Source organism: Roseibium sp. SCP15, assembly GCF_040329435.1.
Lineage (GTDB): Bacteria > Pseudomonadota > Alphaproteobacteria > Rhizobiales > Stappiaceae > Roseibium.
Genome location: NZ_JBDZYI010000001.1, coordinates 953,733 through 976,202 on the forward strand (window position 1 = coordinate 953,733; position 22,470 = coordinate 976,202).

The window sequence follows — 22,470 nt, forward strand, 5'->3', positions numbered from 1 at the left end:
GTCGGTTTAAAACGACGAACAAGGCATGAAGCGCTACACAAAACCGATACACCTTCCGAAACCGTTGGCTCATCGGCCCGCAGACAGTTCGCTTGCGTTGATCAACGTGGTGTTTCTGTTGCTTCTGTTCTTGCTTGTAGCCGGAACATTGAGACCACCGCTGCCGGAGGATTTCGAGTGGGCGCAAACAACCGTTGACGAGGGAAGTGGGGACATCCAGCGCACCTTGGTTTTGACCAGGAACGGTGAACTTTGGTTTGAAGGCGTGCCACTGGATCGTCAGGGCATTACAGATGTTCTGGAGGACCTGGGGAGCGACGCGGGCAATCTCTCGATCCAGGTCGACAAACGTACGAAAATGGCGGAAATCGCGGGTTTGGCCGATTTCCTGCAGGCGAACAGTGTCAGGCGATTGACGCTGGTAACCGTCGAGAAGGAACAGCCGTGACGGCGGCTGTCTACAACCAGGGCAGCAGTTGGGCGATTCCGGCTTACATTTGGCCGGCGGTTCTGGGAGTTTCCGTCGGCATTCATCTCGCGATCCTGATGTACGGTCTTCCGGACTTGTCCCTGACGATTGATAAGCAGAAGGAGCAGCTGGAGACTGAAGTTGTCATAGAAAGCGGTGGCCTTGAGTTTGATCGAGTGGCGGTTGTCGAAAACGTCGTGACCGAGGAATTGAAACCGGAGACGGCATCCGTCGTTCCGCAGGCGAGCACCAGTTTGCCTGTGCAAACTGAAACCACTGCTGTTCCGGTTCGTCCCGGAGAAACGCAGGTTGTCCGGCCCACAAAACCTCAGTCTGAACCTACAAACGTCGTTAAATCCTCCGCAATAGACAGCGTATCTTCCGATGAAATCATCGAAGTTCCGGCAGAAGTTGTCGCCACGCCAAATGTCGTTGCAGCACCGCAAAACGTCGTGAGTGTCACCTCATCGCAACCGATTGAAGCAACTTCACAGGCATTGTCGCCATCAGCATCATCACAGGCTGTTGCAGTGGTTGACGCTCGTCCGGTTAGAGTAGAGGAACACGCAGCAGCAGGCGTCCCGGAGGCTGAAGTCGTGACTGCCATCTCTCCGATTGGCGAGATTCAGAAACCTCAGAAACTGGTTCCAACTTCTGTTTCAAAGCACTCGGCAAGTGTCCCGGTCGTAACTGGCATTGAACAGGCACCTGGCCAGACTGTGCCGACGGTGAATGCCGCCTCAGGCCCATCCAAGCAACCGGCAATACAGTCCGTCACGACAACCGTCTCGCCAGTGGTTGCTGTTCCTGCTGCGTCAACCAGTCAGCTAGCAGGCGGTCCTCAATCGGTAGCAACACCATCGGCACAGGTGGTGCAGAGCTCGCCCGGACCTTCTGCATCGATTTCAAGTCCGGATGCCGAACGGATTTCGGTTCAATCGAAGTCAGACACCGTGGAGACGGTCCAGCCCTTGCAACAACAGCTTGCCGCCGTGGCACCTGCGGAAATCGAACTGCCGTCGCTCGGACCATCAGAACCTGAAACGTCCAACGTGCCTTCCGCTCCGATCTCGGGTGAACCGACGCAAAACGTTGGACCGGTTGAAGTTGCCAGCATTGATCCGCTTGCCAAGGTTGCTGCCTATGTCGCCGGTTATGATGCCGGTGAGTGCTCACATCTGACCGTGATAGCAGCCGGACCGGACAGCGCGGCGGTTACTGCGTTTGGGTCTTCAATTCCGGCATTCGTGCAGTTCGACAAGAGGTTTTCCGCCGATCAGGGGTATGAGGCCAGTATTGAAGTGCGATTGGTCACGCCCCAGCAATGCGCTTTACTGGATGCGCCCGGTCTGCTTGCCGGGGTTGAGGCTGCGGGTCTGGTGAACCTTGATGCAACAGTCGTAGCAAGCGGTACCCGTGTTTCAGGGGTCATCCAACGGGATCTGCCGCTTGGCAGAATCGCGAAGGCAGAAGAGGTCGGACTCGAGTTGAACGGCAAAGGGCCGCCAGAACTCTATGTGATTGACGACGCAGGTCAAATTCACGATGGGCGCAGATACATTCTACCCGAAACCAACGCCGTAACAGCTGGCGGCTGGCGTTTTTCCGTTCCTGTGACACTGATTTCGTCCGAGCAGCAGGAAACGGCACTGGTTCTGGCAATCTGGAACCGGCCACATAAAAACCAGCCTCAGCGGTTTGGTTCGTTGCCCGCCAGCCGAATTTCCGATGTTCTTCACAACCCCGGCGTCTATTCGCTGACAGCATTCAAGGTGTCACGATAGGTGCTTGCTGCGGGGCAACGTTTGCGGTGAAGACACCCGTCAGGAGAACTTCGAGCGCCGCGCGTTCTTTCTCCAGTCTGGTTTCGAACCAGGTAACGGCAACGGAAACCGGAATGGCGACTGCCAGTCCACTTGCTGTGGTCAAAAGGGCAACCCAGATACCACCGGCCAGGGTGCCCGGGTTCGCGGTAGCCCCAGATTCCTGCAGGGCCTGAAAAGTTTCGATCATGCCGAGCACTGTTCCGAACAGGCCGAGCAATGGAGCGATCTGCGTGACGAGATCCAGCGCTTTAAGCCAGCTGGCCAGTGCGAAAAGTCGATCCGCGGCTCTCGCCGAAATCTCTTCGCGCAATCGTTCCTCCCGGATATCACGGTCCTGAAAGGCAAGGGGCTGCTGGTCGAGTTGTTGGATGGCGTCCATGGCACTGCGCACCAGGGCACCGCAGAGAGACCTGTCTTTCAGCAGGATCTGGGTTGCTTTGGCACGTTCACCCGTTCTCCACAAGGTGACAGCCTGTCGGGTGAGGCCGTGCCGACCGACACGCGCGCTTGAAAACTGGAATGTCTTTGCGAGTATGACGGCGAGTGCTGCGATGGAAATGGCCAAGAGGACAAGGACAACAGGCCCGCCCAACTGAAGAAGGGAAGAAGACGACTCAACCATTCAGGTTCTGTTCCTCCATGCTCTTGAGGACAATCTTCAGTCACCAAATTGAATTGAAGTGCGATTCTTGAGTTCCAGCAGGTCCGGGCAGTAGACATCCGTGATGCTTGGCGGAACGCAGTTCAGCACATCGTTTATGTGAAGTCGGGAAATGCTGTCGCATGCCTTTCCGGAAAGATCAAATTGGAGAACCTTTGTTTTTCCCGCAGAAATTCTGGAAAAGTCCAGCCTCAGGAATTGATCGACCAGACCCTCGGAATTGAAGGCAACCATTTCGAGGCCAAGTTGGCTCATCGGGCGTTCCAGTCCATTTTTTGCAATGACCGAGAGGCGGCAGCCGCCGTCTTGAGTTGGCTGAACATGGTTGAGTTCCAGCCCGATTTTTCCAGACAACTCCTGCGCCTGAACCGGCGCGGCCGTCGCGGCAAATAACAAACCAATGACAAAATTACGAAACCTGTAGCGCATTAAACTCCCCCAAATGATGTCAGTTGCTCTGGCGGAACGGGGTGGCGGACAGTTGCTCAGCCAAGTGTCTCAACTCAGTCATAAGACAGCAAAACGGTCCAGTCTTCTGCACCGTCTGTCTCGACCTGGAAAAAATCCGCTTCAATCAAACCCCGTTGCCAGCACTGATCTCCATCATACAAAACGAATTTTTCTTCGCGAATGCAAAGGGTAATGTCACCTGCAAGGCGGCTTTCGCCAAATCCGTCCGCGACATGAAGATAGTAACGGGTGTTCTTGAGCGGGTCCTGAAGGATCTGGCTGCACGCGTTTGACGTGATCGTCCACCACCCTTCTGTGCGCAAACCATTTTCGGTTTCATAACCGATCGCAATATTCACCAGGTCAACCGAACCGTTGCAAACCCTCAAACCTGCATGTGCAAGAGCAGGGTTCAAAACATAGAAGACGAACAGCATGTATCCGGCGATTGAAGCCCGGTACGTCAGCCTGTTTGGTTTGGCTCTTGCGCTGAGAAGGCGTGCATGCTCCATCAATCGGCTTTCATTCAGACAGTGCTGGAGATCACGCTAAGGAAATGTGGTCTGGCGGTCAATTTGCCATAAAAGATTGAGGTTTAGCCATTTCTAAGCGACATTGAACAGCGAAGCTGCGTTCTGGCAACAGAAGACATGACGAATGATCCTGATTAAAAATCCGATCAGAAAACGCCGGCGAATACCGCTGATGCCATTGATCGACGTTATTTTCATTCTTGTCATGTTCTTCCTGCTTTCCTCTACTTTTGGTGTTTGGCGACCACTTGAAGTCTCTCTTAACGAAGAGGGAAGCTCGGAGGGGAAGGCTCAGCAAGAATTGGGTGTGCTTCCAATCCTGATTGCTTTCCGGCCGGCCTCGACTACGTCGCAACAGATGCTGACCGTAAACGGAGTTGATGTTTCTCTGGAGCAGTTGTCCGGCGAGTTGGATCGCCTCGCGTCCCTAGGCGCCGAGAATGCGATCCTGGTTCCCGCTGAAGGAACAGAGTTTCAGCAAGTGATCGACATTCTCGACGAGGCGAGATCCTCACGTCTCAGGAAAGTGAGTTTAAAGCTTGAGTGATGCTTTTGGCGGTTGGAGAGTGAAAAGAAAAAGGCCCGGCGAATGCCGGGCCTTTTGCCGTAGGTCTTCAGTTTCGGTCAGCGTCCGATCGCTCCACCGAGAATACCGCCAACGACACCTCCGATGAAGGCTGCGCCTGCTGGATTGATGCCTCCGCCGGTGTTGTTGTTGTTGTTGGCGGGGACACGCTGCGGGGCTGTGCCGGCAGTGCCTGGCTGTCTGGTCGGGGTCGTGCTGCGAGAGGCTTGCTGGCGGCGCTTGGCAGCTGCTGCAGCTGCCTGCTTGCGCTTCACCTCAGCTTCATAGGCCGTGTACTGGACTGCTGTTTGTGTCGTCAGAAGGGCATATTGAGCGGCAGTGAAATATCCTGTCGGAACAATGCCATTTGCAGTCTGCCAGGCGGTGATGCCAGCTCTCGTTTTGGGACCGAATGCACCGTCAGCGCGGCCGACATTCTGACCGGAGAGGTTCAGGCGTGTCTGGACCTGTTTGCGTGCCGTGCGGTTCCACCCAAGAGTTGCTTCGGTTTCAGGAGTCCCCGGAATAGCCTTTTGCGGGTCCGGTAGCGTTGAAACAACACCGGTCGGTGCACCAGTCTGAGAGGCCGAAGGCGTCGCCGCAGACGGTGTGACCGCCGGATCTATCGAAGCCACCTGGCTCTTGGCTTCCAGGCGCTTGATCGAGTTGCGTGCGAAATCCGCGAAAGTACCGGAAGGATATGCAGACAGGTAAGCCTGATAGTCGGCAACTGTGTTGCTGGATTTGGCCGTTTCCCAGATCAGTTTTTCCCGTTCCCAGGCTATATTAGACTGGGTTGTGGTATTAACTGCCGCAGTGCTTGCTGCCGGCTGCTGGGGAGCTGATGTCGCGGCATTGCCGAGAGCGGCAACTTCCGTACCGGTTTCAGTTGCACGTTTGTTGAGGAACACCTCACCGATCAGCGAAGCATTGACCCAGGGGCGCTGGCGCTTCTCTGTCGCATCATAGACATCGCCGGTAACGCGGGTCATCACGGTCTGGATCGAAGCGTTGGGTGTGTCGATGTGGCGGATGAGGGCGGAAGTGAAAGGCGAGTTGCTGCCATCGCCATCAAGTGCAACGTCGCCGGGGCTGGTCGCGAAGGCAATGACGGACCCTTCACCACCCGTTTCCTCAATCTTGATTTCTGCGAGGCCTGAACCGAGGTTGCCCGAACGGCTTGGTCCCATGCGGCGGGCAAGCGTGCGCGCCAGCGGATTATCACGGCACGCGTCGAGAAACACCATTTGCACTTTCACGTCCTTGGACATCTGGCGCATGATGAAATCAACGGAGATGGTTTCGAAGTCGAGAGAGGTTTCGTCTTCAATCTTTGCGTCGATCGGGACGAGAAGGTTCTGTCCACCGACCTGCATGCCGTGTCCAGCGTAGAACAACAGGGCAATCTCGGCGCCATAGGCCTTCTTTGCGAACTCCATGACAGAGCGTCGCATGTCGCTATAGCTCTGATCCTGTCCCGCCACGACATCGAAGCCGAGGCTGCGAAGCTTTGCGGCCATAAGCGTTGCGTCGTTCGCCGGATTGGGAAGCTGCACCGTGTGTTCGTAGGAACCATTTCCAATCACCAGCGCAACCCGCTTGGCCAATGCCGGGGCTGTCCCTGCAATGAGAATTGCCAGCACGGCGATCATTCGTTTGAACATTCTCTGTCCTCTCGTCGATCATTTCTTGCCTGTCGGTTGGCCCGATCTTGTTTCAAGGTAAAACTCTTCTTGTAATAAAGAAGTACCTCGAACGGCTGTATGCATCTGTAATACGCGTCACAGGAAGGATAATTCGGTGAAATCAGCCCCATGACCACCGGAACCGGTCGTGGAATGGACCGGCATACGCACCCCTAGAATCTGCCGAATACTATAGCCAATCGCATTCTTGAACACCATGAGAAGTCGCGAGAATCCGCACTTTTTTTGAAACGATGGTTTAAAGGAGATTGATATCGACCCGAACTTGATCGGGCATTGAGTAACCAAATGCCGATCCTGGCAAGCTCGCTATCAGCCACCTTGTTCCGGTCTGCCGCTGTGATGAGAATCACGCGCATTCCGAATGGGCTCTGTTAGAATCCAGATGTCGCGGGCCGAATGAAGGTGGACGGACCAAGGTTGCCTTCCGGGAGATCTTTCATGGTTGGAAAAGCAGACATACTGAGACATATGCGCCCCGAGCATCTCGGTGTTTTTCAATCTGCGGCAAGGCTCTACAACGTTGCCATACTGGTTCGGCGAACAAATACTGCATCGCTCCAGCACATCGGAGAAAACTATGCCTCGCCGAAGCGTTTGGATTGCAAGGCAAAAACCGCGGATTTCGACATAGCGCCTCGGGGAAGCCGTCTTGCTCCTGCCAAACGAGGATGCATTGCCGGGCTTGTCGTTGATCCTGCCATGGTGGGAGAACAGGCCTATACCGATGGGAAATATGCCAAGGCTGTCCAGGCATGGGCAGATTTCTCCGGTCAGTTGCGGCCCGAAATGTCGACCCATGAACGCCAGAAGCAGTTCACATACATCCCCAATGGAGGGCTCTATTTCGTCGAACGTGACCCGGAAGATCCCTATTTCGGGTGTGTGAAGTTTTCCTCAAGCTCTCTGATCACGGCCGGAAAATGTGTTCACGGCGATTTCGACCTTTACGGCATCGTTGATATGGAAGCTCCAAGCGAAGTTGTTCGGGTCAAGGAAGAGCGTTTGGGTCAAACGCATGCAAGATCACCCAAGTTTTTCGACGTGCAGAACTTCGTCAACAGCAGGATTGGCGTGCCGATGATCTTGCATGGTTCGCAGGAAACATATGCCTCCAGACACGAGGATGATGACCTGGATGTGTTTTTCCCGGACGGCAGGGTGGAATTTGCCGGGCCAAGCGCTGCAAAGATTGCTGAATTCTATGAGCGGAATTTTCCAGGAAGGACGCTCTTCAAGAAGGATGATCCGGCTCAAAAGATCAAAGGGCGATACGTGTCACCAAATACGAAGTAAAACACGCAAGCGCAACAGCGCTGCCTGACCAAACAAATGATATCCAAGTGCCGGAAAAAAATGGCACGCCCAACGGGACTCGAACCCGTGTTTCCGCCGTGAAAGGGCGGCGTCCTAGACCGCTAGACGATGGGCGCGCGGTCGACGCGGCTGCGTCGTGGGGAGGCTTATAGGCGGGAATGGACTTGCCCGCAAGAGCCTTTGTGACAATTTTTTGCAAGCCCGGATTTCCGGGCCTGCGCTTGTTGAAAACTTGGTTGTTCTACCACTCGCCGACATTCGGCATGGAAGCCCAAGGCTCTTTGATTTCAAGAGCTTCGCCCTTTTGCAGAACCTCAAAGGAAATGTTGTCCGGTGAACGAACAAAGGCCATTCTGCCATCGCGAGGCGGGCGATTGATCGTTACGCCCTTCTTCTGAAGGTTTTCGCAAAACTCGTAGATGTCATCCACTTCATAGGCCAGATGACCGAAATTGCGGCCGCCGGAATATTCTTCAGGATCCCAATTGTAGGTGAGTTCGAGCAGGGGAGCCATTGTCGCCTTGCCTGCTTCCAGGTCGTCGGACCCGGCAAGGAAGATCAGCGTGAACCGGCCTTTCTCGCTCTCGTGACGGCGGATTTCCGTCAAGCCCATCTTGTTGCAATAAAAATCCAGAGAGTCTTCAATGCTGGTTACGCGAACCATCGTGTGCAAATAACGCATATCTTGTCCTTTTCCTCGATCGAGGGACATTCCGGAAGGCGCCCGATCGGACCATGACTACTATCACCTGCTTGTCCGAAGCACGAGACTTTGTCCAACAAATTTCCAGGGAGCCGGACCAGCGCATCGTGGCGCTTACCGGAGCGGGAATATCGACTGAATCCGGGATACCGGATTTCCGGTCCCCGGGAGGGATATGGACAAAACGGCAACCGGTTCAATATCAGGACTTCGTTTCTTTTGAAGAAAGCCGCCTCGAAGATTGGGACCGGCGCTTCGAGATGTTGGAGTTCTTCAGAAAGGCAGTGCCCAACGCCGCGCATCTTGCATTGGCATCCCTTGGGCGTTCCGGACAATTGGAAACACTCATTACCCAGAATGTTGACGGCCTGCATCAGCTCGCCGGTTTTCCTCAGGAGCGGTTGATCGAAATCCACGGCAACTCGACCTATGCAAATTGCCTGTCTTGCGGCAAACGGGCGGAACTGGAAGATCAACGCAAGCATGTGGATGCCGGTCGCAGCCCGGTCTGCCGACATTGCGGAGGGTTGTTGAAGGCTGCGGTGGTCAGTTTTGGACAGCAGATGGAGGAGGCAGACCTTGTGAGGGCTGCCGAGGCAGCTCAGACTTGCGACCTCTTCCTGGTTCTCGGGTCGTCGCTTGTTGTTCACCCCGCGGCACAGTTACCTGCTATTGCGGTGCAGAGTGGGGCTGAACTTGTGATTCTGAACGGCGAAGAAACACCGCTGGATTCCATGGCATCCACAGTTATCAGAACGCCATTGGCGCAAACTTTTTCAGGATTTCTGCAAGAAATCGCACAAAATCCCTAAATGGTCTGTGGTTAGTTAAAGAATTTCGCTTCTCGCTTTAGTGCGCAATGTTATCCTTTTGTTAGGAATCGGTTGAAAGGTGAGTCGCAAACTTCCTTCAGCCGGATGATGCGGACCAGAGACGGGACAAAAAGGCTATGGGGGTTAAGACCGCACGGGAGCCCCGCGCGCTCGACACATTGACTGACGACGTTGCCGTTGATGTTTTCGAGGTTGCCGGAACAATAAAGTGGTTCGATGTCGGCAAGGGCTACGGCTTCATTGTGCCGGACAACGGCGAAGAAGACATCCTGCTTCATGTGACCTGCCTCAGGCGGGACGGATACCAGACTGCCTATGAGGGCGCACGCGTCGTGTGCGAAGTGCTGGACCGGCCACGTGGCTTGCAGGCCTTCCGCATTCTTTCGATGGACGAGTCCACCGCGACCCATCCTTCCCAACTGCCTCCTTCCAGAACACATGTACAGGTCGTACCCGAAAGTGGTTTTGAAAAAGCCACCGTCAAATGGTTCAACCGAGTGAAAGGTTTTGGCTTCCTGACACAGGGCGAAGGGACGGAAGACATTTTCATTCACATGGAAACCTTGCGACGCTTCGGTATTACGGAACTGCGTCCGGGCCAGGATGTGATGGTTCGCTTCGGGCAGGGGCCCAAAGGGCGGATGGCAGCAGAGATCCGGCCGGTCGGTTCGGGAACACACATTCCCGCATCTCACTGATCGCAAGTCATTTCTTTTTGATGACGTTGGAATTGGCCGGACTTGCTCCGGCCAATTTGTTTGTTATGGATTTGACGATCGAAATTTGCCGGGGACGCAGAAACACTGGTGCATTCAGATGTTTCTGCAAAACTTGATGTTTTCCCTTGAGGCCAGAAGTTTGCATTTAGGTTTGTCACAATGATTTCACGCTTGGTTTCCGGTTCTCTTCTTGCAGTCACGCTGGCCTTTTCCGTAGTGATGACAACCGTGTTTGCCAACGCTGCCAATGGTCATGAGCCGCTTCCCCAGGAAACGCTTCTGGTCAAGAGCGATGAAGTCGAACATCGTTTTTTGGTCGAAGTTGCGGCGACCGACATTGAACGGGCCCGCGGCCTCATGTTCCGGGAAGAAATGGCGGCCGATCACGGCATGCTCTTCATCTTCGAGGGTGAGGGAGAGCGTTTCTTCTGGATGAAGAACACACCGCTTCCGCTGGATATCATCTACATCGACAATACAGGTCAGATCGTCAGTATTGCGGCAGACACGACCCCGTTCTCGGAGGCAGTCATACCGTCGGGAAAGCCAGCCAGGTTTGTACTTGAGGTGAACGCCGGAATTGCGGAAAAACTCGAGATCAAGGTTGGTGACCGGATATCAAGCCCATCCATGAAAGCTGACTAGGTCAGCTGGATTGGTCACGTCATTCGATTGCAGTCCATTGCGTGGGATGTTGCAGTTTCCACAAGAAGCGAAAGAAACACATTTCGATCGCACTTGACGCACGTCTCGAACGCGGATACACCGCAACCCATCAACGGCTCGGGGTATAGCGCAGCCTGGTAGCGCATCTGGTTTGGGACCAGAGGGTCGCAAGTTCGAATCTTGCTGCCCCGACCATTTTCTCTCCCTTCAAAACTTAAAAGATCGACACAGCAGCCGCTTTCTGGTGCTGGGTGTTTTTTTGCGCCGGGCAGGTTAGGGAAACTGGACTTCAAGCCGATCTGCGTTGCGTGCCGACTGGCATACCTTTTGGCGGAAGCCTGATCCAACTTGGTTATATGGCACCGTTCAACATAATTTGTCGTGAATTCTGAGAAACTTGTTTCCTGGTGAACTCAAGCGATGACACCATAGGATAACTGAAAGCTGAATTTCCTCAGGAGGCTGCGATGGATGAAAGATGTCTGATAATTACCGGAGCATCTTCTGGTATCGGGGCGGCATTGGCAAAACGATTTGCCGGTGAGGTGGCGGGTCTGGTGATACATGCCAGACGCTCGAAGACAGAGCTTGAAGGCGTTGCGGAATTCATCGAGCGTAAAGGCACCAAGACCGAACTGGTATTGGGAGATCTTGCGGTTCAGGGAACTGCAAGCGAACTGGTGAATGCAGCCGAAAGACGTTTCGGCAGACTGGACGGCATTGCCGCCAATGCCGGGTTCCCGGTCTTGAAATCGCTCTCTGAGGGATCACTGGAAGACATTGAATATGCATTCAAAGGCAACCTTTTCAGTTTCTTTGAACTGGCAAAGGCTGCCGTACCGCTTTTGAAGAAGGCGCCGGAACCCCGGATCGTGGCGGTTGGCAGTTTTACCTCTCACGTCTTTCGAACTGACATAAGACAGTTTCCCATTTCAGCGGCGTCCAAGGGTGGACTGGAAACAGCCGTTCGAAGCCTTGCTGCCTCTCTCAGCGGCGACGGCATCACGGTCAACTGTGTCGTGCCCGGTTTCATCCGCAAGGACGAGGGCACACGTGATGGAGTTCCACAAAAGGAACTTGTTGAGATGATGCGCCAGATTCCGCTGGGGCGTGTTGGTGAACCCAATGAGGTGGCGGCAGCTATTCGCTTCCTGATGTCAGCGGAAGCCGCCTACATCACGGGGCAGTGCCTGCATGTTAATGGTGGCCTGATCTGATCGTCTGAGACTGTCTTGACCGATGGGAAGTCTGTGTCTGGTGAACCTCATGGTCGACCACAATATTCGTAATCCAGTCGCCCCATGAAGAATTAAAGCCGGCAACAAGCCAAATGGTGCTTATGGGCTTCAATCGTCTGCCCACTTTCCCTTAAGGTAAAGGTGAGTTGGGACGCGAAGTGGATGGGAGCCCCGGATGCAGCCGAGACAACCGATAAGTGAACTGGCAACGCACCAGGTCACAAACATGCCTCCTTACATCGGAGATCAAAATCTCTGGCAGGACGACAAGGCGTTGCGCGACTGGGTCAACCTGTTCGGCGGAGGCTGGGCACAAGAACAATTGGCACGCGCCGGTGTTGAGGCAGGGGCCGCCCTGACATTCGAAAAGGCGGATGCAGCAAATCGTTTCCCGCCTGAGCTGCGTGCATATGATCGATACGGGATGCGGATCAATCAGGTAGCGTTTCATCCGGCCTACCATGACCTGATGGACCTCGCTATTCGCCACGAAGTTCCGAATTTCGCCTGGAATCACAAGGGCCCCGGCGCGCAGGTGGCGCATATGGCGCTCACCTATATGTTCTCTCAGCCCGAAGGCGGCGTCATGTGCCCAATGGCAATGACTTACGCGATCGTTCCGGTGCTAAACGCGAACAAGGCAGCGGGAAATGCCTGGGTTCCGAAGTTGCTTTCAACCACCTACGACGGTCGAGACATTCCGGTAGAGGAAAAGAGTGGCGCGACCGTGGGCATGTTCATGACTGAAAAGCAGGGCGGGTCGGACGTCAGGTCCAATTCCACTCAGGCTGTGCCGATCGGAGGGGAGAAAGGACCGAACTCGGCCTACCTGCTGAGTGGCCACAAGTTCTTCTGCTCAGCTCCAATGTCCGATGCATTCCTGACACTTGCCTACACGGAGGTCGGTCTGTCGTGCTTTCTTGTGCCTCGCTGGAAGCCGGACGGAGAGCGCAACAACCTGGCGATACAGAGATTGAAGGACAAGCTTGGCAACCGGTCAAATGCATCGTCGGAAATGGAGTTTCAAGAGACCTGGGGCATGATGATCGGTGAGGAAGGTAGGGGGATTCCAACGATTATTGAGATGGTGAAGGGAACGCGGATCTACTGTGCTGCTAGTTCAGCTGCAATGATGCGACAGGGCCTTGTTCAGGCTCTTCACCACACAGCTCATCGCTCGGCATTCCAGAAGCGTCTGATACAGCAACCATTGATGAGAAACGTTCTCGCGGACCTGGCAATTGAAGCCGAAGCGGCGGTTGCGCTGGTGATGCGCATTGCGAGTGCTCTGGACAAGTCAGAAGAGAACGAAGACGAGGCCGTGCTTGCACGCATCGGAACAGCGATTGCCAAATACTGGATCTGCAAACGCGCGCCTGCACACTTGTTCGAGGCAATGGAATGCCACGGAGGGGCTGGCTACATCGAAGAATCGATACTTCCGAGGCTTTACCGCGAGGCGCCGGTCAACAGTATCTGGGAGGGGTCCGGCAATGTGATCTGCCTCGACGTCTTGCGAGCGCTGCACCGGGAACCTGCGGCGATCTCGGTCATCCTGAAAGAGTTGGAAGGTGCAAGAGGCAACAATGATCTGTTTGATCAGGCGGTTGTGGCGCTGAAAGACGAATTGTCAAACAAGGAAGATCTGGAACTCCGGGCAAGAGGCTTGACTGAACGCCTGGCCATAATCCTGCAGGCAAGCCTGTTGTTGAAATATGGACCGGCGTCAACGGCAGAAGCTTTCTGCCTTGCCCGACTTGGAACCACATGGACCGGTTGCTATGGCACGCTGCCAGCGACTGTCGATATCGACCCAATCCTGGAAAGAGCAATCCCGGCTAGTTGATGCCCCAGACACCGTCTCAAGGGTTGAACCGGCACTGGCCTGCCCGTCCTGATATGATACGATCAAACAATCAAGTGGTTGAAATCGCGAGATGTCCGTGCGGGGAGTCTCGCGATGCGCAGGAGGCGCTCCAAAATCGCAGGTTAGGGGGGAGTACATGGATACTTGGGTAGCTCAGGCTGTCAGTAAAATCAGCGCCGATTCCCACCGGTCTGCGGATACGCACCTGTTCAAACTGCTGGTTCCGCGGCTTGAAGGCATCGACATTTATCTAAAGGATGAAAGTACCCATCCCACCGGCAGTTTGAAACATCGCCTGGCCCGCTCTCTGTTTCTGTATGCTCTTTGCAACGGCAAGATAACGGAAGGCACGACTGTCATCGAAGCCTCTTCCGGCAGCACGGCGGTCTCAGAAGCATACTTCGCCCGGATGATTGGTGTTCCCTTCATCGCCGTCATTCCGAAAAGCACGGCGCAGAGCAAGATCGAGCAGATCGAGCTTTATGGCGGTCAGACCCATTTTGTCGACAGTGCACCACAGATGCACGCTGCCTCGGTGGAGCTGGCGAATTCCATTGGCGGATATTTCATGGATCAGTTCACCTACGCCGAACGGGCGACGGATTGGCGTGGCAACAACAACATTGCCGAGAGTATTTTCAGGCAGATGGAGTTCGAACCGTATCCCATTCCGAAAATGCTTGTCATGAGTGCCGGCACGGGCGGGACATCCGCAACGCTCGGCAGGTACATCCGGTACAAGGGGCACGACACGGAACTGACCGTAGTTGACCCTGAAAACTCGGTTTTCTATGAAAGCTACATTTCCGGCGACACCTCACTGACGTCGAACAAGTCCAGTCGTATTGAAGGGATCGGCAGACCCGAAGTGGAACTTTCTTTTCAACCGGACGTCATCGACCAGATGATCAAGGTTCCTGATGCAGCGAGCGTAGCCACGATACTCTGGCTGGAAAAACTGATCGGAAGAAAAGCCGGGGCTTCTACTGGTACGAATCTCTGGGGTACTTTGAGCATTGCGAAAAGAATGATGGAAAGGGGTGAGCAGGGCTCCATCGTCACATTGATGTGTGACAGTGGCCAAAGATACTTGGACACTTATTATCGCCCTGAATGGGTTAGCGAACACATTGGAGACACCAGCCTCTACGAGGCCGAGTTGAATGACTGGCTTTAAAAAATTTCGAAACTGATCGACGATCTGAGAATTCGGCTTTGTCGGTAACAGTTTATCTGTCGATGGCTTTCAGCAGCAGTGACATGACATTCAGGAACTCATCCTGTTTGTCCGGCGACAGCCTTTCCACTTCGGATGTTCCGTAATCCAGATTTAAAATCATGTCCCAGATCTGAGTCAGATTGGCTGCATCGATCGCAGATTTCAGACTTGAGGGATCAGGGGAAGACGGTTGCACATGTTCCGGTAGATATTCACCCAGACCCTTGTGAATGTTGTGGTACATGCGCTGTGCCTTGTTGTTCTTTCGTGGAATGCGGAGGTTGGTCCGGCATTCTTTTGCAATTGTCTTGCTCAATATCCGCTCTGCAAAGAGAAGGTATTGATCAGCATTGGTTGTCCAAAACGCTTTTGTCCCGAATTAGTAGCATAGGACACGGAGGTCTGTCAGGTCACCAATTTGTAATGCAAGACGTGTTGGAAAACACCGTTAATGCGACCTGAGTGCGGACTTTAAAGGCTTTTGGATTTGTGTAACGGTAGAAACATCTTCAACAACAGTGTTGACTTCGCGGAAAAAGACGGGAAAAAGCTCTTCTTGATCGCGAAGCGAAACTTTGCAGTTTGATTTAGAGGCACCTTCAAATGGTTGCGCGCATTTACCGCCCGGCAAAGACAGCCATGCAATCGGGAAAAGCCAAGACTCAGCGCTGGGTCCTGGATTACGAACCGGAAGTCGCAAAATCTGTTGAACCGCTGATGGGTTACACATCCTCTTCCGACATGAAGCAGCAGGTTCGCCTGTTCTTCGAAACACAGGAAGAAGCTGTTGCCTATGCAAAGCGCCATGGCATTGCGCATAGAATTGAAAAGGCGCACGAAAGAAAGGTCCGCGGGTCAGCCTATGCGGATAATTTCAGGTTCAATCGTGTGGCGCCCTGGACCCACTGACCTCTAAGATTAGCTGCTCATGATTAGAGCAGAAAATTAGCTGGATTGCCTGTTGAAACCCGGAATTGCGGATCGACACGGCAGGTGATTTCAGCGCATTTAAGACGAAGCGGACTTGTTGAACGGCCCGCTACGAAACAAACGGCCCCGTAGCTCAGCTGGATAGAGCACTCGCCTTCTAAGCGAATGGTCACAGGTTCGAATCCTGTCGGGGTCGCCAACTCCCAAATCAAGCTGCATGTTAAGCTCCATCACCAAGTTGCGGATGGTATGGAGCTGTGGAAATGGCGCGGTTCTCGGGCGCCAGGGAATTTTTCTCTTTCAACGAAGTCGGCAGCTCAAAGAAATGGCGGCGGCGGATTGCTCCACCACCACCAGCGTGTCTCGCTCTTTGCCCAGATTCACATCCGGAACAAAAATCTTCTGTGCAAAATGAATGTTTTGCTCAAACTGTTTCAGCCTTGGCGGCTTCAGCGACGGGCTGACCGACCATGAGCGGCGTGATTTTTGTTCTCAGAATCGAATCCAGATCTTCTGAACCGTCTTCCAGAGACTGTAGTGCCATGTCGAGGCAGTACGAGCAGAATGTGCGACCGTCCTTGTCGGCTTCCTTCTTTGTGTAGCGGATCATGCGCTTGATCGCTTCGACCGCTGGTTCCTGTTCAACCACTTTGCGATCAGGTTTGCTAACTGTCTTAGACATAATACTACCCACCAGTATTCTAATTGCCGTTTGCAGCAAGGCTGCCGTAACCATCCACAACAAGCATGCTGTTGCAGCGTGAAATGAGCGTGATAAGGTGTTGTTGTGTTACAGGTTGTATGGCATTCGCGGTTGCGAAAACCCACGCCTGAATATGTGTGTCTCGAATACGGGGAATTGATGGCAAACGCTTCCTGCTTCGCTTGTCTGGGGCGGCCCTTGCTCTTGAGCAAGGCTCAAGAGCCGGTGGCGGTAAAGACCCGAAAGGCGCTGGCCATCATGGGGTATTTGAGCCGAATGGGGAGCATGAATGCTCCCAGAGAGGCTTTGGCTGACCTGCTTTGGAGCAGCAAGGATAGAACCAAGGCCATGCAATCCCTCCGTCAGGCGTTACGCCAACTGAAGACAGCGGAGCAAGAGGCCGGCTTTGATGTCGTGATTTCCTCAAGCGGACATGTGCAGCTCGATCAAAATGTTTTTTCATCCGACTACATGCAGATCATGTCTTTGCTCGAAAAGGGGCGAGCTGACGACTTTCAGGAAGCGGAGGAACTTTGGCGAGGAGATTTTCTCGCCGGCTACGAAGACATTGATTCGGAATTCTCGGACTGGCTCAGGGTAGAGCGCGAACGGGTACGCTCTGAAGTGACCGGCGCAGCTCTCCGCCATCTCAATCAGATATCGACTGAAGACGGCGGTGTGCGGGTGGAAGCCGGTGGTCGATTTCTGCTGAAAGTGGACCCTGCCTTGGAAGCAGCACACAGGGTTCTGATACGTCTTTACCTGAACCTGGGTCAGAAGGAACGGGCAGAGCAGCAGTACAGAGCATGCGAACGCGAGATGCGATTGCTCCTGGATGCCGAACCTGATCAGGAGACCAGAAACCTGCTCAAGCAGGACGAACCGGTTGCACAGCCCGAAAATGTCTTTCGAAGCCCCGGAGAAGCGAGCGTATCGTCAAACTTTCTTCCAAACAGTGAAGACGTCGTTCTGCTGCCGGAAATATCGATCATCTCTTCGTCCCTTCTGAAGAAAGGGCTCAACGACGCTGTCCACCTGCGGGAAGAAATCGTTTCCGGTCTATCATCCTTTCGTTCGTTCGATTTGTATGAGTCCGAATATTTCGGCGATGCTGACATGCCCAAGCCAATGCGCGTCGAGGGGCATGAGCTCGGGAGTTATCTGCTGCGGTTTCGGCATGATGAACGATCCGGCAAGATCGTAGTCCAGTTCGAAGACCGGACGATCGGGCAGATTGTTTTTAACGAAATTGTGGACCTGAGGCTCTGGGACGGACTTACACCGGCGGCCAGCCAGATCGTCAGTCGTGTCTATGGTCATGTGATCGGCAAGCTGAGAAATCCGGCAAACAGCAACTTGTTTGCGCGTTGGTGCCAGGCGGACGCACTTATGTGGGATTTCACGCCCCAGTCTGATGAAAAAGCCCTGCGTCTTCTGGACGAGATCGAGCGGACAAATCGCTCATTTTCCAAGATATACTCCGCTCGGGCCTCTATCATCATGAAGAGGGAACTGCATTTTCCTCTTCATGAGACGAATTCGGCGGACGGCATGAACAACCTTTTGAGTCTTGCTGAAAAGTCCATCATGCTTGACCCTTGGCAGGCAATGAATCAACGCATCTATGGCTGGGCATTGATCCTTTCGAACTTGCCGGAAGACGCGCGCCGCGCTTTTCAGAACGCAGGCAGACTAAGTTCCTCGGACCCGGCAAACCTCATGTCGGTGGCTGAAGGACTTGCGTTTTCAGGGGACGTTTCCGAAGCGCTCGCGACTGCAGAAAGAGCTTTTTCTCTCTTTGCCTTCGTACCGCGTGTTTTTTACGAGTATCTTGCAAACATCTACTTCGCCGCCGAGGATTACGAAGCCGCGATCTCTCAGATTGAGCGGGGAGCCGGCGTAGGGGTTACTGGATTGACCACTCGCGTAGCGGCTTTGCTGTGCACGGGCCGCGAAAGCGAGGCCTTACAAACGCTTCAAAGGTTTATCGAGCAGGCTTCCAATAACTCTAGTGGAGCATCTCTTGCGTTGAGCGATCCAGAAAGTTGGCGAAAGAAAGTCAATTTCTTCCAAGGCGAGAAAGCGCGACAGGATTATGATCGCGGGGCTGCTTTGGTGCAGCGCTTTTTGTTTGAAGGATCCGGATCAGTTTAGCGAGAAGTTTCTAGAAATACCCGTTAGGTAACTTGAGTCCTCTCGTCTCAACTTTTCTGCATTGAGCTTAAATGGCAAAGCGGTCGCGTTAGGATGTCTATTCTGGTCGACTACACGGAACGTCAGGAGTTCGGTTGTCTGTTTGGGCAATCCAATTTCTGCAAGTCGCTCTGCTGGATTTGCTTGGAGTGCTGAGTTGCATTTTTCGTCCAACGCGGCCATCGCCAAAAGTCGACCGAGTTCTCTTACGTTGCTCCTGTGATACGGAAATCGTGCCATTTTGCACACTCCTCGATATTCGCCCGAGTGCGTGAATGAAGGACGCTACTCGGGCGATATTGTGTTGCTGGTTAGCGAGTTATTCGGGTATGTCTTCGTAGTAGCAGCTACCAAGTGCAGCGCGGCCAAGTTCTTCAAAATAGGCATCGTCGCCGGCCGCGACACGCTCAGCGTCGACATTGGCCGGAATAATCAGGTGCACAAGATCCGAAGTATCGGCAAAAATCGTCACATCAGAATTGATTCCAACCCCGCCCAAAATCTCGGCCGGTTTCTCGATCAACTGTGCTCGAGAATTCGCGTCCTGGATGATCGCGCCAAGTTTTGCGCCGATTTCCAAATCATTTTTTGAAGTAGTGCTGGCGTGCATTGTCAGCCTCCAGAAGTTAAGGTTGCGAGAAAATTTAGCTGGTGGTGGGATGGTCACGCGGCTAAACTGAAATAAGTCAAACTTTAGTAAAAGTATTCACATGAGCGGTATTTACTGATGTTTGACTGCTTTCGATGAAGAGAATAGGTCGATATTTCGACCTTTCTCAATAGTAGTTGCCGAAATCTACGCTGGTTGCAATTGTTGGGTGTGTCTAAGTATTTCGATGATACTTGGGTGGGAAATTCATGAGAGCTGATGAGGAAATGTGTTCCGTCGAAGTCGGAACTGAAGAGGTGCTGTTGCCAACCCGGATGGTGGACGATTTGCAGCGCGTCGGTTTGGTGACCGCTGAACGGAAAAACTCGCGTGCTGTAATGAAGTCGGCGACAGCAGATTTGTTGCTCTTTCTGCCGCTCTTGAGTTCGTTCGATTTCAGACTCGTTCCTCAAGTGCGCGATGGCAGCCCGATCCATTTCTGCACCGGACTTTTAAAGCTTTCCTCTCAAGCATCTGACTTCAGTAGGGGTGATCAGATAAACATCCCGGCCGGCGGGCAATCAGAGACAGCTTCTTATGCAGCTCTTGGTTGTTTGGGTGAACTTGCCGAGCGTATAAGTCTTTGGACTTTGGCTGACACTGATCCTCGTGTGTTTTTGAGGGAGGAGGCACTACCTGAGGTAGAAATGCAGCGTGTGCTGGGGCTTAGCCGGAAACAAGGTGATGCTGCAATGCGTCAGCTCGAACTGAGCGGTGCGTTGCGGACGGACAATGGACCAAATTGGGAAAGTGTTTCAAACAAGCGCATAAAAGTGCGATCCTTGGAGAATGGCAATGAGGCGCAGTTTCCAAGTATCGGGGTTTTGTTCCAGGAACTGGAACGGGAAACCGGTCACAGTCTCTCTTTTGCGTCGAGTGTTGGGTGCGCAGTTTGGCATGACCGACAGGGCGCCAGGGAACGGGCATTGCTGGAGCTGGTTGAACGGGATGCAGTGGCTCAAGCGTGGTACAACCGCCTGGGGATAAAAACTCTACCATGGGTTACTTCAGACAATTTTTTGTCTGCCGAATTGGACGAATTTCTGACGTCGCAGAAACGGGAATGGGCGCTTTTTTCGGTGGCATCAGATTTTGATGTGCATGTCGTCATGGCAGTTTCATTCGAGCAAGGTGGGAGAATGGCTGCTTTTGGGTCGGCTGCGGCGTGGGACATTGAGTCGGCTTGCCAGTCCGCAATTCAGGAAATGCTCCAGTCTGAAAACGCACTGTATTTGATGAACCGGGCCTATGCAGAAGGAAGTGACCGTAGTACCAGCCCGTCAAAGCTTCCCAGGCACCTAGCTTATGCGCGCAACAGATCGATACTGGAAGATCTGCCCCTCAAATCAGCGCCGACGGCAGAAGAGGGCTCCTTCGGTGACCGTTTTGATTACGAGAAACTTCTGCGGAGTTGTCTGAAGCAAAATATCGAAATCTGGGAATTTGATGTGACACGGCCGGATCTCGAAATTCCCTGCATAAAGCTGCTTTCTCCGGATCTGTGCAGTTGGGAGCCGCGCTTTGGCAAAAGACGCCTTTACGATGGCGTGGTTGAACGCGGGCATCGCGAATGTCGGGCTACGGAGGCTGAGTTTAGCGCGCGCCCATTTCCCTTTTAGGTTTTGATATCAATTGGGAAATTGACAGAGCGGATGCCTCACGCTACAAAAACATGACTCTTGCATTCAACTTTATTGAGTGCCGGGTGTCCGGATGATGACTGGGTCATCCGATCTCTGGAAGAAACTTGGGGCGGGGCTTGACCCCGCCCATTTTTCGTCTCGGAGAATTACTGAACGACGGGGCGTCCGTCCGCATAGGGACGCGAAAGCGTCATGACCCAGAAATTTCGCCATTTCCCGTTGTTCCGGTTGGTGCGAGCGATGCCGACGCGGGTCACATAGGGATTGAGAAGGTTTTTGTTGTGCCCTGAAGATCCCTGCCAACCCCGGAAAGCAGCTGGCAGATCGGCGTATCCGGCACCAAGATTTTCAGCGCCTGCGTAGTTTGTATAGCCTGCCTTATCCAGTCTCTGTGACAAACCGAATGCGCTGTGCGCCCAGGTGTCCATACTGTCCCGCTCGGCGATGTGCCGGGCCATCTTTTGGGAGACCGCATCAAGTTCAGGATCATGTTTGAGCGCCGGCAGGCCGTTTTGCTTGCGGTACGAATTGATCATCGACAGCATCTGGCTCTTGTCGACGCTTTGATCGGTCAAGACCACGGCATCTTCAAGATCACTATTGCCTGGCAGGGCTCCGCAAGCTGTCAAAACCAATGCAATAAAGGCAAATATCAGTGCTGTTTGCAGCGATCGCAGGTCAGCGACACATTTCATCAGGTTTCATCTCCAGGCCAGACGACACCTTCATCGGCAAAAAAGTGATGTGGCCCCGGAAAGTTCTCAACATATGCCATATGTGTAACCACTCCCGTCTTTTGGGAATGATAATGGAGGAAATAGGCCGCAGGCTCGAAATTGAACATGGCGGGCCCGTTTTCCGTTAGGTCCAGGACCACCTGGTGACCGGTACTTGGAGCCAAAGTCATGACCTTGCCGGCAAAGCTGGCGATAATCGGTCGGTGCAGATGCCCGCAGACCAGACGTTCAACATGATCATACGGTGCAATGACCTCTGCCAGGGCGTCAGCATCCAGAAGCCCCATATTGTCCATGTGGACGATTCCTGACAGGGCAGGTGGGTGATGAAGCGCAATCAGGGTGGGCCGAGTATTTTTACTCAAGGCGTCCTGAAGCCATCGCAGCTGGTCTTCTCCAACCTCGCCTTGAGGACGTCCCAGGAGATGGGTGTCTAGAGCAACCAGCTGAACTTCCCCTATATCGGCCGTGTAATGGATTTTTCCCGCTGTTGTTTCACTTATTCCGGGGAAGTCTCTCATTTCCCGGCGCATGCCTTCGCTGCTGTCATGGTTTCCGGGCACCAGAAACACAGGCATGTCCAATTGTGAAAGAAGCTCTCTCGCAACGGCGTATTCACGCGGATCACTACGATCTGTGAGATCGCCAGTAAGGACGATCGCATCCGGCTTGGGCGTTTGGGAGCGCAGTGCGCGCACAGCACGTTCCGCGAACATGTTGGTGTCGGAAACCCGATAACACGCAAGGCCTCTTGGTCGCAGGTGCAAATCTGTGATTTGAGCAATTAAGGTCATTGGAAATCCTGAATGGAACGGCAGTCTATTCGCGAGTTTCAGAAGTCTG

The 22,470-nt window shown here is 53.6% G+C and carries 23 protein-coding genes and 3 tRNA genes; 15 read left to right on the forward strand and 11 right to left on the reverse strand.

All coding sequences use genetic code 11. The annotated features are described in order from the left end of the window. Nucleotides 1-25 precede the first annotated feature (25 nt). Complete coding sequence (locus ABLO27_RS04270; protein ID WP_353030702.1) at nt 26-448, forward strand: biopolymer transporter ExbD; 423 nt, start codon at nt 26-28, stop codon at nt 446-448. Next, nucleotides 445-2,253, forward strand: a complete 1,809-nt coding sequence (locus tag ABLO27_RS04275) for a hypothetical protein (RefSeq protein WP_353030704.1) — start codon at nt 445-447, stop codon at nt 2,251-2,253. Before ABLO27_RS04270 ends, ABLO27_RS04275 begins: the two co-directional genes overlap by 4 nt. Here the strand turns inward: ABLO27_RS04275 and ABLO27_RS04280 are convergent. From ABLO27_RS04280 to ABLO27_RS04290, 3 genes are all read right to left on the reverse strand, one after another. Next, nucleotides 2,237-2,917 carry a MotA/TolQ/ExbB proton channel family protein gene (locus ABLO27_RS04280; RefSeq protein WP_353030706.1) on the reverse strand — a complete coding sequence of 227 codons (681 nt, stop codon included), beginning with the start codon at nt 2,915-2,917 and terminating at the stop codon, nt 2,237-2,239. The two genes, ABLO27_RS04275 and ABLO27_RS04280, sit on opposite strands and share 17 nt — an antisense overlap. A 36-nt stretch (nt 2,918-2,953) precedes the next feature. Beyond that, nucleotides 2,954-3,385 (reverse strand): hypothetical protein, encoded by a 432-nt coding sequence (locus ABLO27_RS04285; protein WP_353030708.1) that lies wholly within the window; start codon nt 3,383-3,385, stop codon nt 2,954-2,956. Nucleotides 3,386-3,459: 74 nt separating this feature from the next. Next, nucleotides 3,460-3,918: a DUF1036 domain-containing protein gene (locus ABLO27_RS04290; RefSeq protein WP_353030710.1), complete on the reverse strand. Its 459-nt coding sequence runs from the start codon at nt 3,916-3,918 to the stop codon at nt 3,460-3,462. Between the two features lie 145 nt (nt 3,919-4,063). On the opposite strand from ABLO27_RS04290, the gene ABLO27_RS04295 reads away from it, so the two are divergent. Next, the gene (locus tag ABLO27_RS04295) at nt 4,064-4,486 is read left to right on the forward strand and encodes an ExbD/TolR family protein (protein WP_353030712.1); all 423 of its coding nucleotides are present in this window, start codon (nt 4,064-4,066) and stop codon (nt 4,484-4,486) included. A 77-nt stretch (nt 4,487-4,563) separates the two neighbouring features. Here ABLO27_RS04295 and ABLO27_RS04300 read toward each other — a convergent pair whose 3' ends face one another. Further along, the gene (locus ABLO27_RS04300; RefSeq protein ID WP_353030714.1) at nt 4,564-6,168 is read right to left on the reverse strand and encodes a caspase family protein; all 1,605 of its coding nucleotides are present in this window, start codon (nt 6,166-6,168) and stop codon (nt 4,564-4,566) included. A gap of 483 nt (nt 6,169-6,651) precedes the next feature. Here ABLO27_RS04300 and ABLO27_RS04305 point away from each other — a divergent pair, with 483 nt between their 5' ends. Next, complete coding sequence (locus tag ABLO27_RS04305; protein ID WP_353030716.1) at nt 6,652-7,506, forward strand: hypothetical protein; 855 nt, start codon at nt 6,652-6,654, stop codon at nt 7,504-7,506. Nucleotides 7,507-7,567: 61 nt separating this feature from the next. On the opposite strand, the gene ABLO27_RS04310 is transcribed toward ABLO27_RS04305, so the two are convergent. Continuing rightward, nucleotides 7,568-7,643, reverse strand: a tRNA-Glu gene (locus tag ABLO27_RS04310). A 125-nt stretch (nt 7,644-7,768) separates the two neighbouring features. Further along, nucleotides 7,769-8,209 carry a VOC family protein gene (locus tag ABLO27_RS04315; protein WP_353030718.1) on the reverse strand — a complete coding sequence of 147 codons (441 nt, stop codon included), beginning with the start codon at nt 8,207-8,209 and terminating at the stop codon, nt 7,769-7,771. Nucleotides 8,210-8,262: 53 nt separating this feature from the next. On the opposite strand from ABLO27_RS04315, the gene ABLO27_RS04320 reads away from it, so the two are divergent. From ABLO27_RS04320 to ABLO27_RS04350, 7 genes are all read left to right on the forward strand, one after another. Continuing rightward, nucleotides 8,263-9,042: an SIR2 family NAD-dependent protein deacylase gene (locus ABLO27_RS04320; RefSeq protein WP_353030719.1), complete on the forward strand. Its 780-nt coding sequence runs from the start codon at nt 8,263-8,265 to the stop codon at nt 9,040-9,042. Between the two features lie 137 nt (nt 9,043-9,179). After that, nucleotides 9,180-9,761 carry a cold-shock protein gene (locus ABLO27_RS04325; protein ID WP_353030721.1) on the forward strand — a complete coding sequence of 194 codons (582 nt, stop codon included), beginning with the start codon at nt 9,180-9,182 and terminating at the stop codon, nt 9,759-9,761. Nucleotides 9,762-9,941: 180 nt separating this feature from the next. Then, nucleotides 9,942-10,427 carry a DUF192 domain-containing protein gene (locus tag ABLO27_RS04330; protein WP_353030723.1) on the forward strand — a complete coding sequence of 162 codons (486 nt, stop codon included), beginning with the start codon at nt 9,942-9,944 and terminating at the stop codon, nt 10,425-10,427. A gap of 139 nt (nt 10,428-10,566) precedes the next feature. After that, nucleotides 10,567-10,643, forward strand: a tRNA-Pro gene (locus tag ABLO27_RS04335). Nucleotides 10,644-10,915: 272 nt separating this feature from the next. Then, nucleotides 10,916-11,665 carry an SDR family NAD(P)-dependent oxidoreductase gene (locus ABLO27_RS04340; protein ID WP_353030724.1) on the forward strand — a complete coding sequence of 250 codons (750 nt, stop codon included), beginning with the start codon at nt 10,916-10,918 and terminating at the stop codon, nt 11,663-11,665. A 196-nt stretch (nt 11,666-11,861) separates the two neighbouring features. Beyond that, nucleotides 11,862-13,532: an acyl-CoA dehydrogenase family protein gene (locus ABLO27_RS04345; RefSeq protein ID WP_353030725.1), complete on the forward strand. Its 1,671-nt coding sequence runs from the start codon at nt 11,862-11,864 to the stop codon at nt 13,530-13,532. 157 nt (nt 13,533-13,689) lie between these two features. After that, nucleotides 13,690-14,730 (forward strand): PLP-dependent cysteine synthase family protein, encoded by a 1,041-nt coding sequence (locus ABLO27_RS04350; protein WP_353030726.1) that lies wholly within the window; start codon nt 13,690-13,692, stop codon nt 14,728-14,730. A 52-nt stretch (nt 14,731-14,782) separates the two neighbouring features. Here ABLO27_RS04350 and ABLO27_RS04355 read toward each other — a convergent pair whose 3' ends face one another. Then, nucleotides 14,783-15,088, reverse strand: a complete 306-nt coding sequence (locus ABLO27_RS04355; protein ID WP_353030727.1) for a hypothetical protein — start codon at nt 15,086-15,088, stop codon at nt 14,783-14,785. A gap of 287 nt (nt 15,089-15,375) precedes the next feature. On the opposite strand from ABLO27_RS04355, the gene ABLO27_RS04360 reads away from it, so the two are divergent. Together ABLO27_RS04360 and ABLO27_RS04365 are read left to right on the forward strand one after the other, a co-directional pair. After that, a complete protein-coding gene (locus tag ABLO27_RS04360; protein WP_353030728.1) occupies nt 15,376-15,681 on the forward strand; it encodes an ETC complex I subunit in 306 nt (101 codons plus the stop codon). A gap of 143 nt (nt 15,682-15,824) precedes the next feature. Further along, a tRNA-Arg gene (locus ABLO27_RS04365) sits at nt 15,825-15,901 on the forward strand. 225 nt (nt 15,902-16,126) lie between these two features. Here the strand turns inward: ABLO27_RS04365 and ABLO27_RS04370 are convergent. Further along, nucleotides 16,127-16,384, reverse strand: a complete 258-nt coding sequence (locus tag ABLO27_RS04370) for a hypothetical protein (protein WP_353030729.1) — start codon at nt 16,382-16,384, stop codon at nt 16,127-16,129. 225 nt (nt 16,385-16,609) lie between these two features. Between ABLO27_RS04370 and ABLO27_RS04375 the strand changes: the two genes are divergently transcribed. Beyond that, nucleotides 16,610-18,559, forward strand: coding sequence for a BTAD domain-containing putative transcriptional regulator (locus tag ABLO27_RS04375; protein WP_353030730.1), 1,950 nt, complete (start codon nt 16,610-16,612; stop codon nt 18,557-18,559). A 358-nt stretch (nt 18,560-18,917) separates the two neighbouring features. On the opposite strand, the gene ABLO27_RS04380 is transcribed toward ABLO27_RS04375, so the two are convergent. Next, entirely contained in the window at nt 18,918-19,208 is a 291-nt protein-coding gene (locus ABLO27_RS04380) for a hypothetical protein (protein ID WP_353030732.1), read from the reverse strand. Nucleotides 19,209-19,456: 248 nt separating this feature from the next. Here ABLO27_RS04380 and ABLO27_RS04385 point away from each other — a divergent pair, with 248 nt between their 5' ends. After that, a complete protein-coding gene (locus ABLO27_RS04385; RefSeq protein ID WP_353030733.1) occupies nt 19,457-20,866 on the forward strand; it encodes a YcaO-like family protein in 1,410 nt (469 codons plus the stop codon). A 170-nt stretch (nt 20,867-21,036) separates the two neighbouring features. Here the strand turns inward: ABLO27_RS04385 and ABLO27_RS04390 are convergent, their stop codons facing one another. Both ABLO27_RS04390 and ABLO27_RS04395 read right to left on the reverse strand, forming a co-directional pair. Beyond that, nucleotides 21,037-21,585 (reverse strand): CAP domain-containing protein, encoded by a 549-nt coding sequence (locus tag ABLO27_RS04390; protein ID WP_353030734.1) that lies wholly within the window; start codon nt 21,583-21,585, stop codon nt 21,037-21,039. Beyond that, nucleotides 21,585-22,421 carry a phosphodiesterase gene (locus tag ABLO27_RS04395; protein ID WP_353030735.1) on the reverse strand — a complete coding sequence of 279 codons (837 nt, stop codon included), beginning with the start codon at nt 22,419-22,421 and terminating at the stop codon, nt 21,585-21,587. Before ABLO27_RS04395 ends, ABLO27_RS04390 begins: the two co-directional genes overlap by 1 nt. Nucleotides 22,422-22,470 lie beyond the last annotated feature (49 nt).

Coding starts and splice junctions, on each gene's coding strand:
- ABLO27_RS04270 (WP_353030702.1), top strand. CDS start 26: ATGAAGCGCTACACAAAACCGATACACCTTCCGAAACCGTTGGCTCAT.
- ABLO27_RS04280 (WP_353030706.1), bottom strand. CDS start 2,917: ATGGTTGAGTCGTCTTCTTCCCTTCTTCAGTTGGGCGGGCCTGTTGTC.
- ABLO27_RS04285 (WP_353030708.1), bottom strand. CDS start 3,385: ATGCGCTACAGGTTTCGTAATTTTGTCATTGGTTTGTTATTTGCCGCG.
- ABLO27_RS04290 (WP_353030710.1), bottom strand. CDS start 3,918: ATGGAGCATGCACGCCTTCTCAGCGCAAGAGCCAAACCAAACAGGCTG.
- ABLO27_RS04295 (WP_353030712.1), top strand. CDS start 4,064: ATGATCCTGATTAAAAATCCGATCAGAAAACGCCGGCGAATACCGCTG.
- ABLO27_RS04300 (WP_353030714.1), bottom strand. CDS start 6,168: ATGTTCAAACGAATGATCGCCGTGCTGGCAATTCTCATTGCAGGGACA.
- ABLO27_RS04305 (WP_353030716.1), top strand. CDS start 6,652: ATGGTTGGAAAAGCAGACATACTGAGACATATGCGCCCCGAGCATCTC.
- ABLO27_RS04315 (WP_353030718.1), bottom strand. CDS start 8,209: ATGCGTTATTTGCACACGATGGTTCGCGTAACCAGCATTGAAGACTCT.
- ABLO27_RS04320 (WP_353030719.1), top strand. CDS start 8,263: ATGACTACTATCACCTGCTTGTCCGAAGCACGAGACTTTGTCCAACAA.
- ABLO27_RS04325 (WP_353030721.1), top strand. CDS start 9,180: ATGGGGGTTAAGACCGCACGGGAGCCCCGCGCGCTCGACACATTGACT.
- ABLO27_RS04330 (WP_353030723.1), top strand. CDS start 9,942: ATGATTTCACGCTTGGTTTCCGGTTCTCTTCTTGCAGTCACGCTGGCC.
- ABLO27_RS04340 (WP_353030724.1), top strand. CDS start 10,916: ATGGATGAAAGATGTCTGATAATTACCGGAGCATCTTCTGGTATCGGG.
- ABLO27_RS04345 (WP_353030725.1), top strand. CDS start 11,862: ATGCAGCCGAGACAACCGATAAGTGAACTGGCAACGCACCAGGTCACA.
- ABLO27_RS04350 (WP_353030726.1), top strand. CDS start 13,690: ATGGATACTTGGGTAGCTCAGGCTGTCAGTAAAATCAGCGCCGATTCC.
- ABLO27_RS04360 (WP_353030728.1), top strand. CDS start 15,376: ATGGTTGCGCGCATTTACCGCCCGGCAAAGACAGCCATGCAATCGGGA.
- ABLO27_RS04370 (WP_353030729.1), bottom strand. CDS start 16,384: ATGTCTAAGACAGTTAGCAAACCTGATCGCAAAGTGGTTGAACAGGAA.
- ABLO27_RS04380 (WP_353030732.1), bottom strand. CDS start 19,208: ATGCACGCCAGCACTACTTCAAAAAATGATTTGGAAATCGGCGCAAAA.
- ABLO27_RS04385 (WP_353030733.1), top strand. CDS start 19,457: ATGAGAGCTGATGAGGAAATGTGTTCCGTCGAAGTCGGAACTGAAGAG.
- ABLO27_RS04390 (WP_353030734.1), bottom strand. CDS start 21,585: ATGAAATGTGTCGCTGACCTGCGATCGCTGCAAACAGCACTGATATTT.
- ABLO27_RS04395 (WP_353030735.1), bottom strand. CDS start 22,421: ATGACCTTAATTGCTCAAATCACAGATTTGCACCTGCGACCAAGAGGC.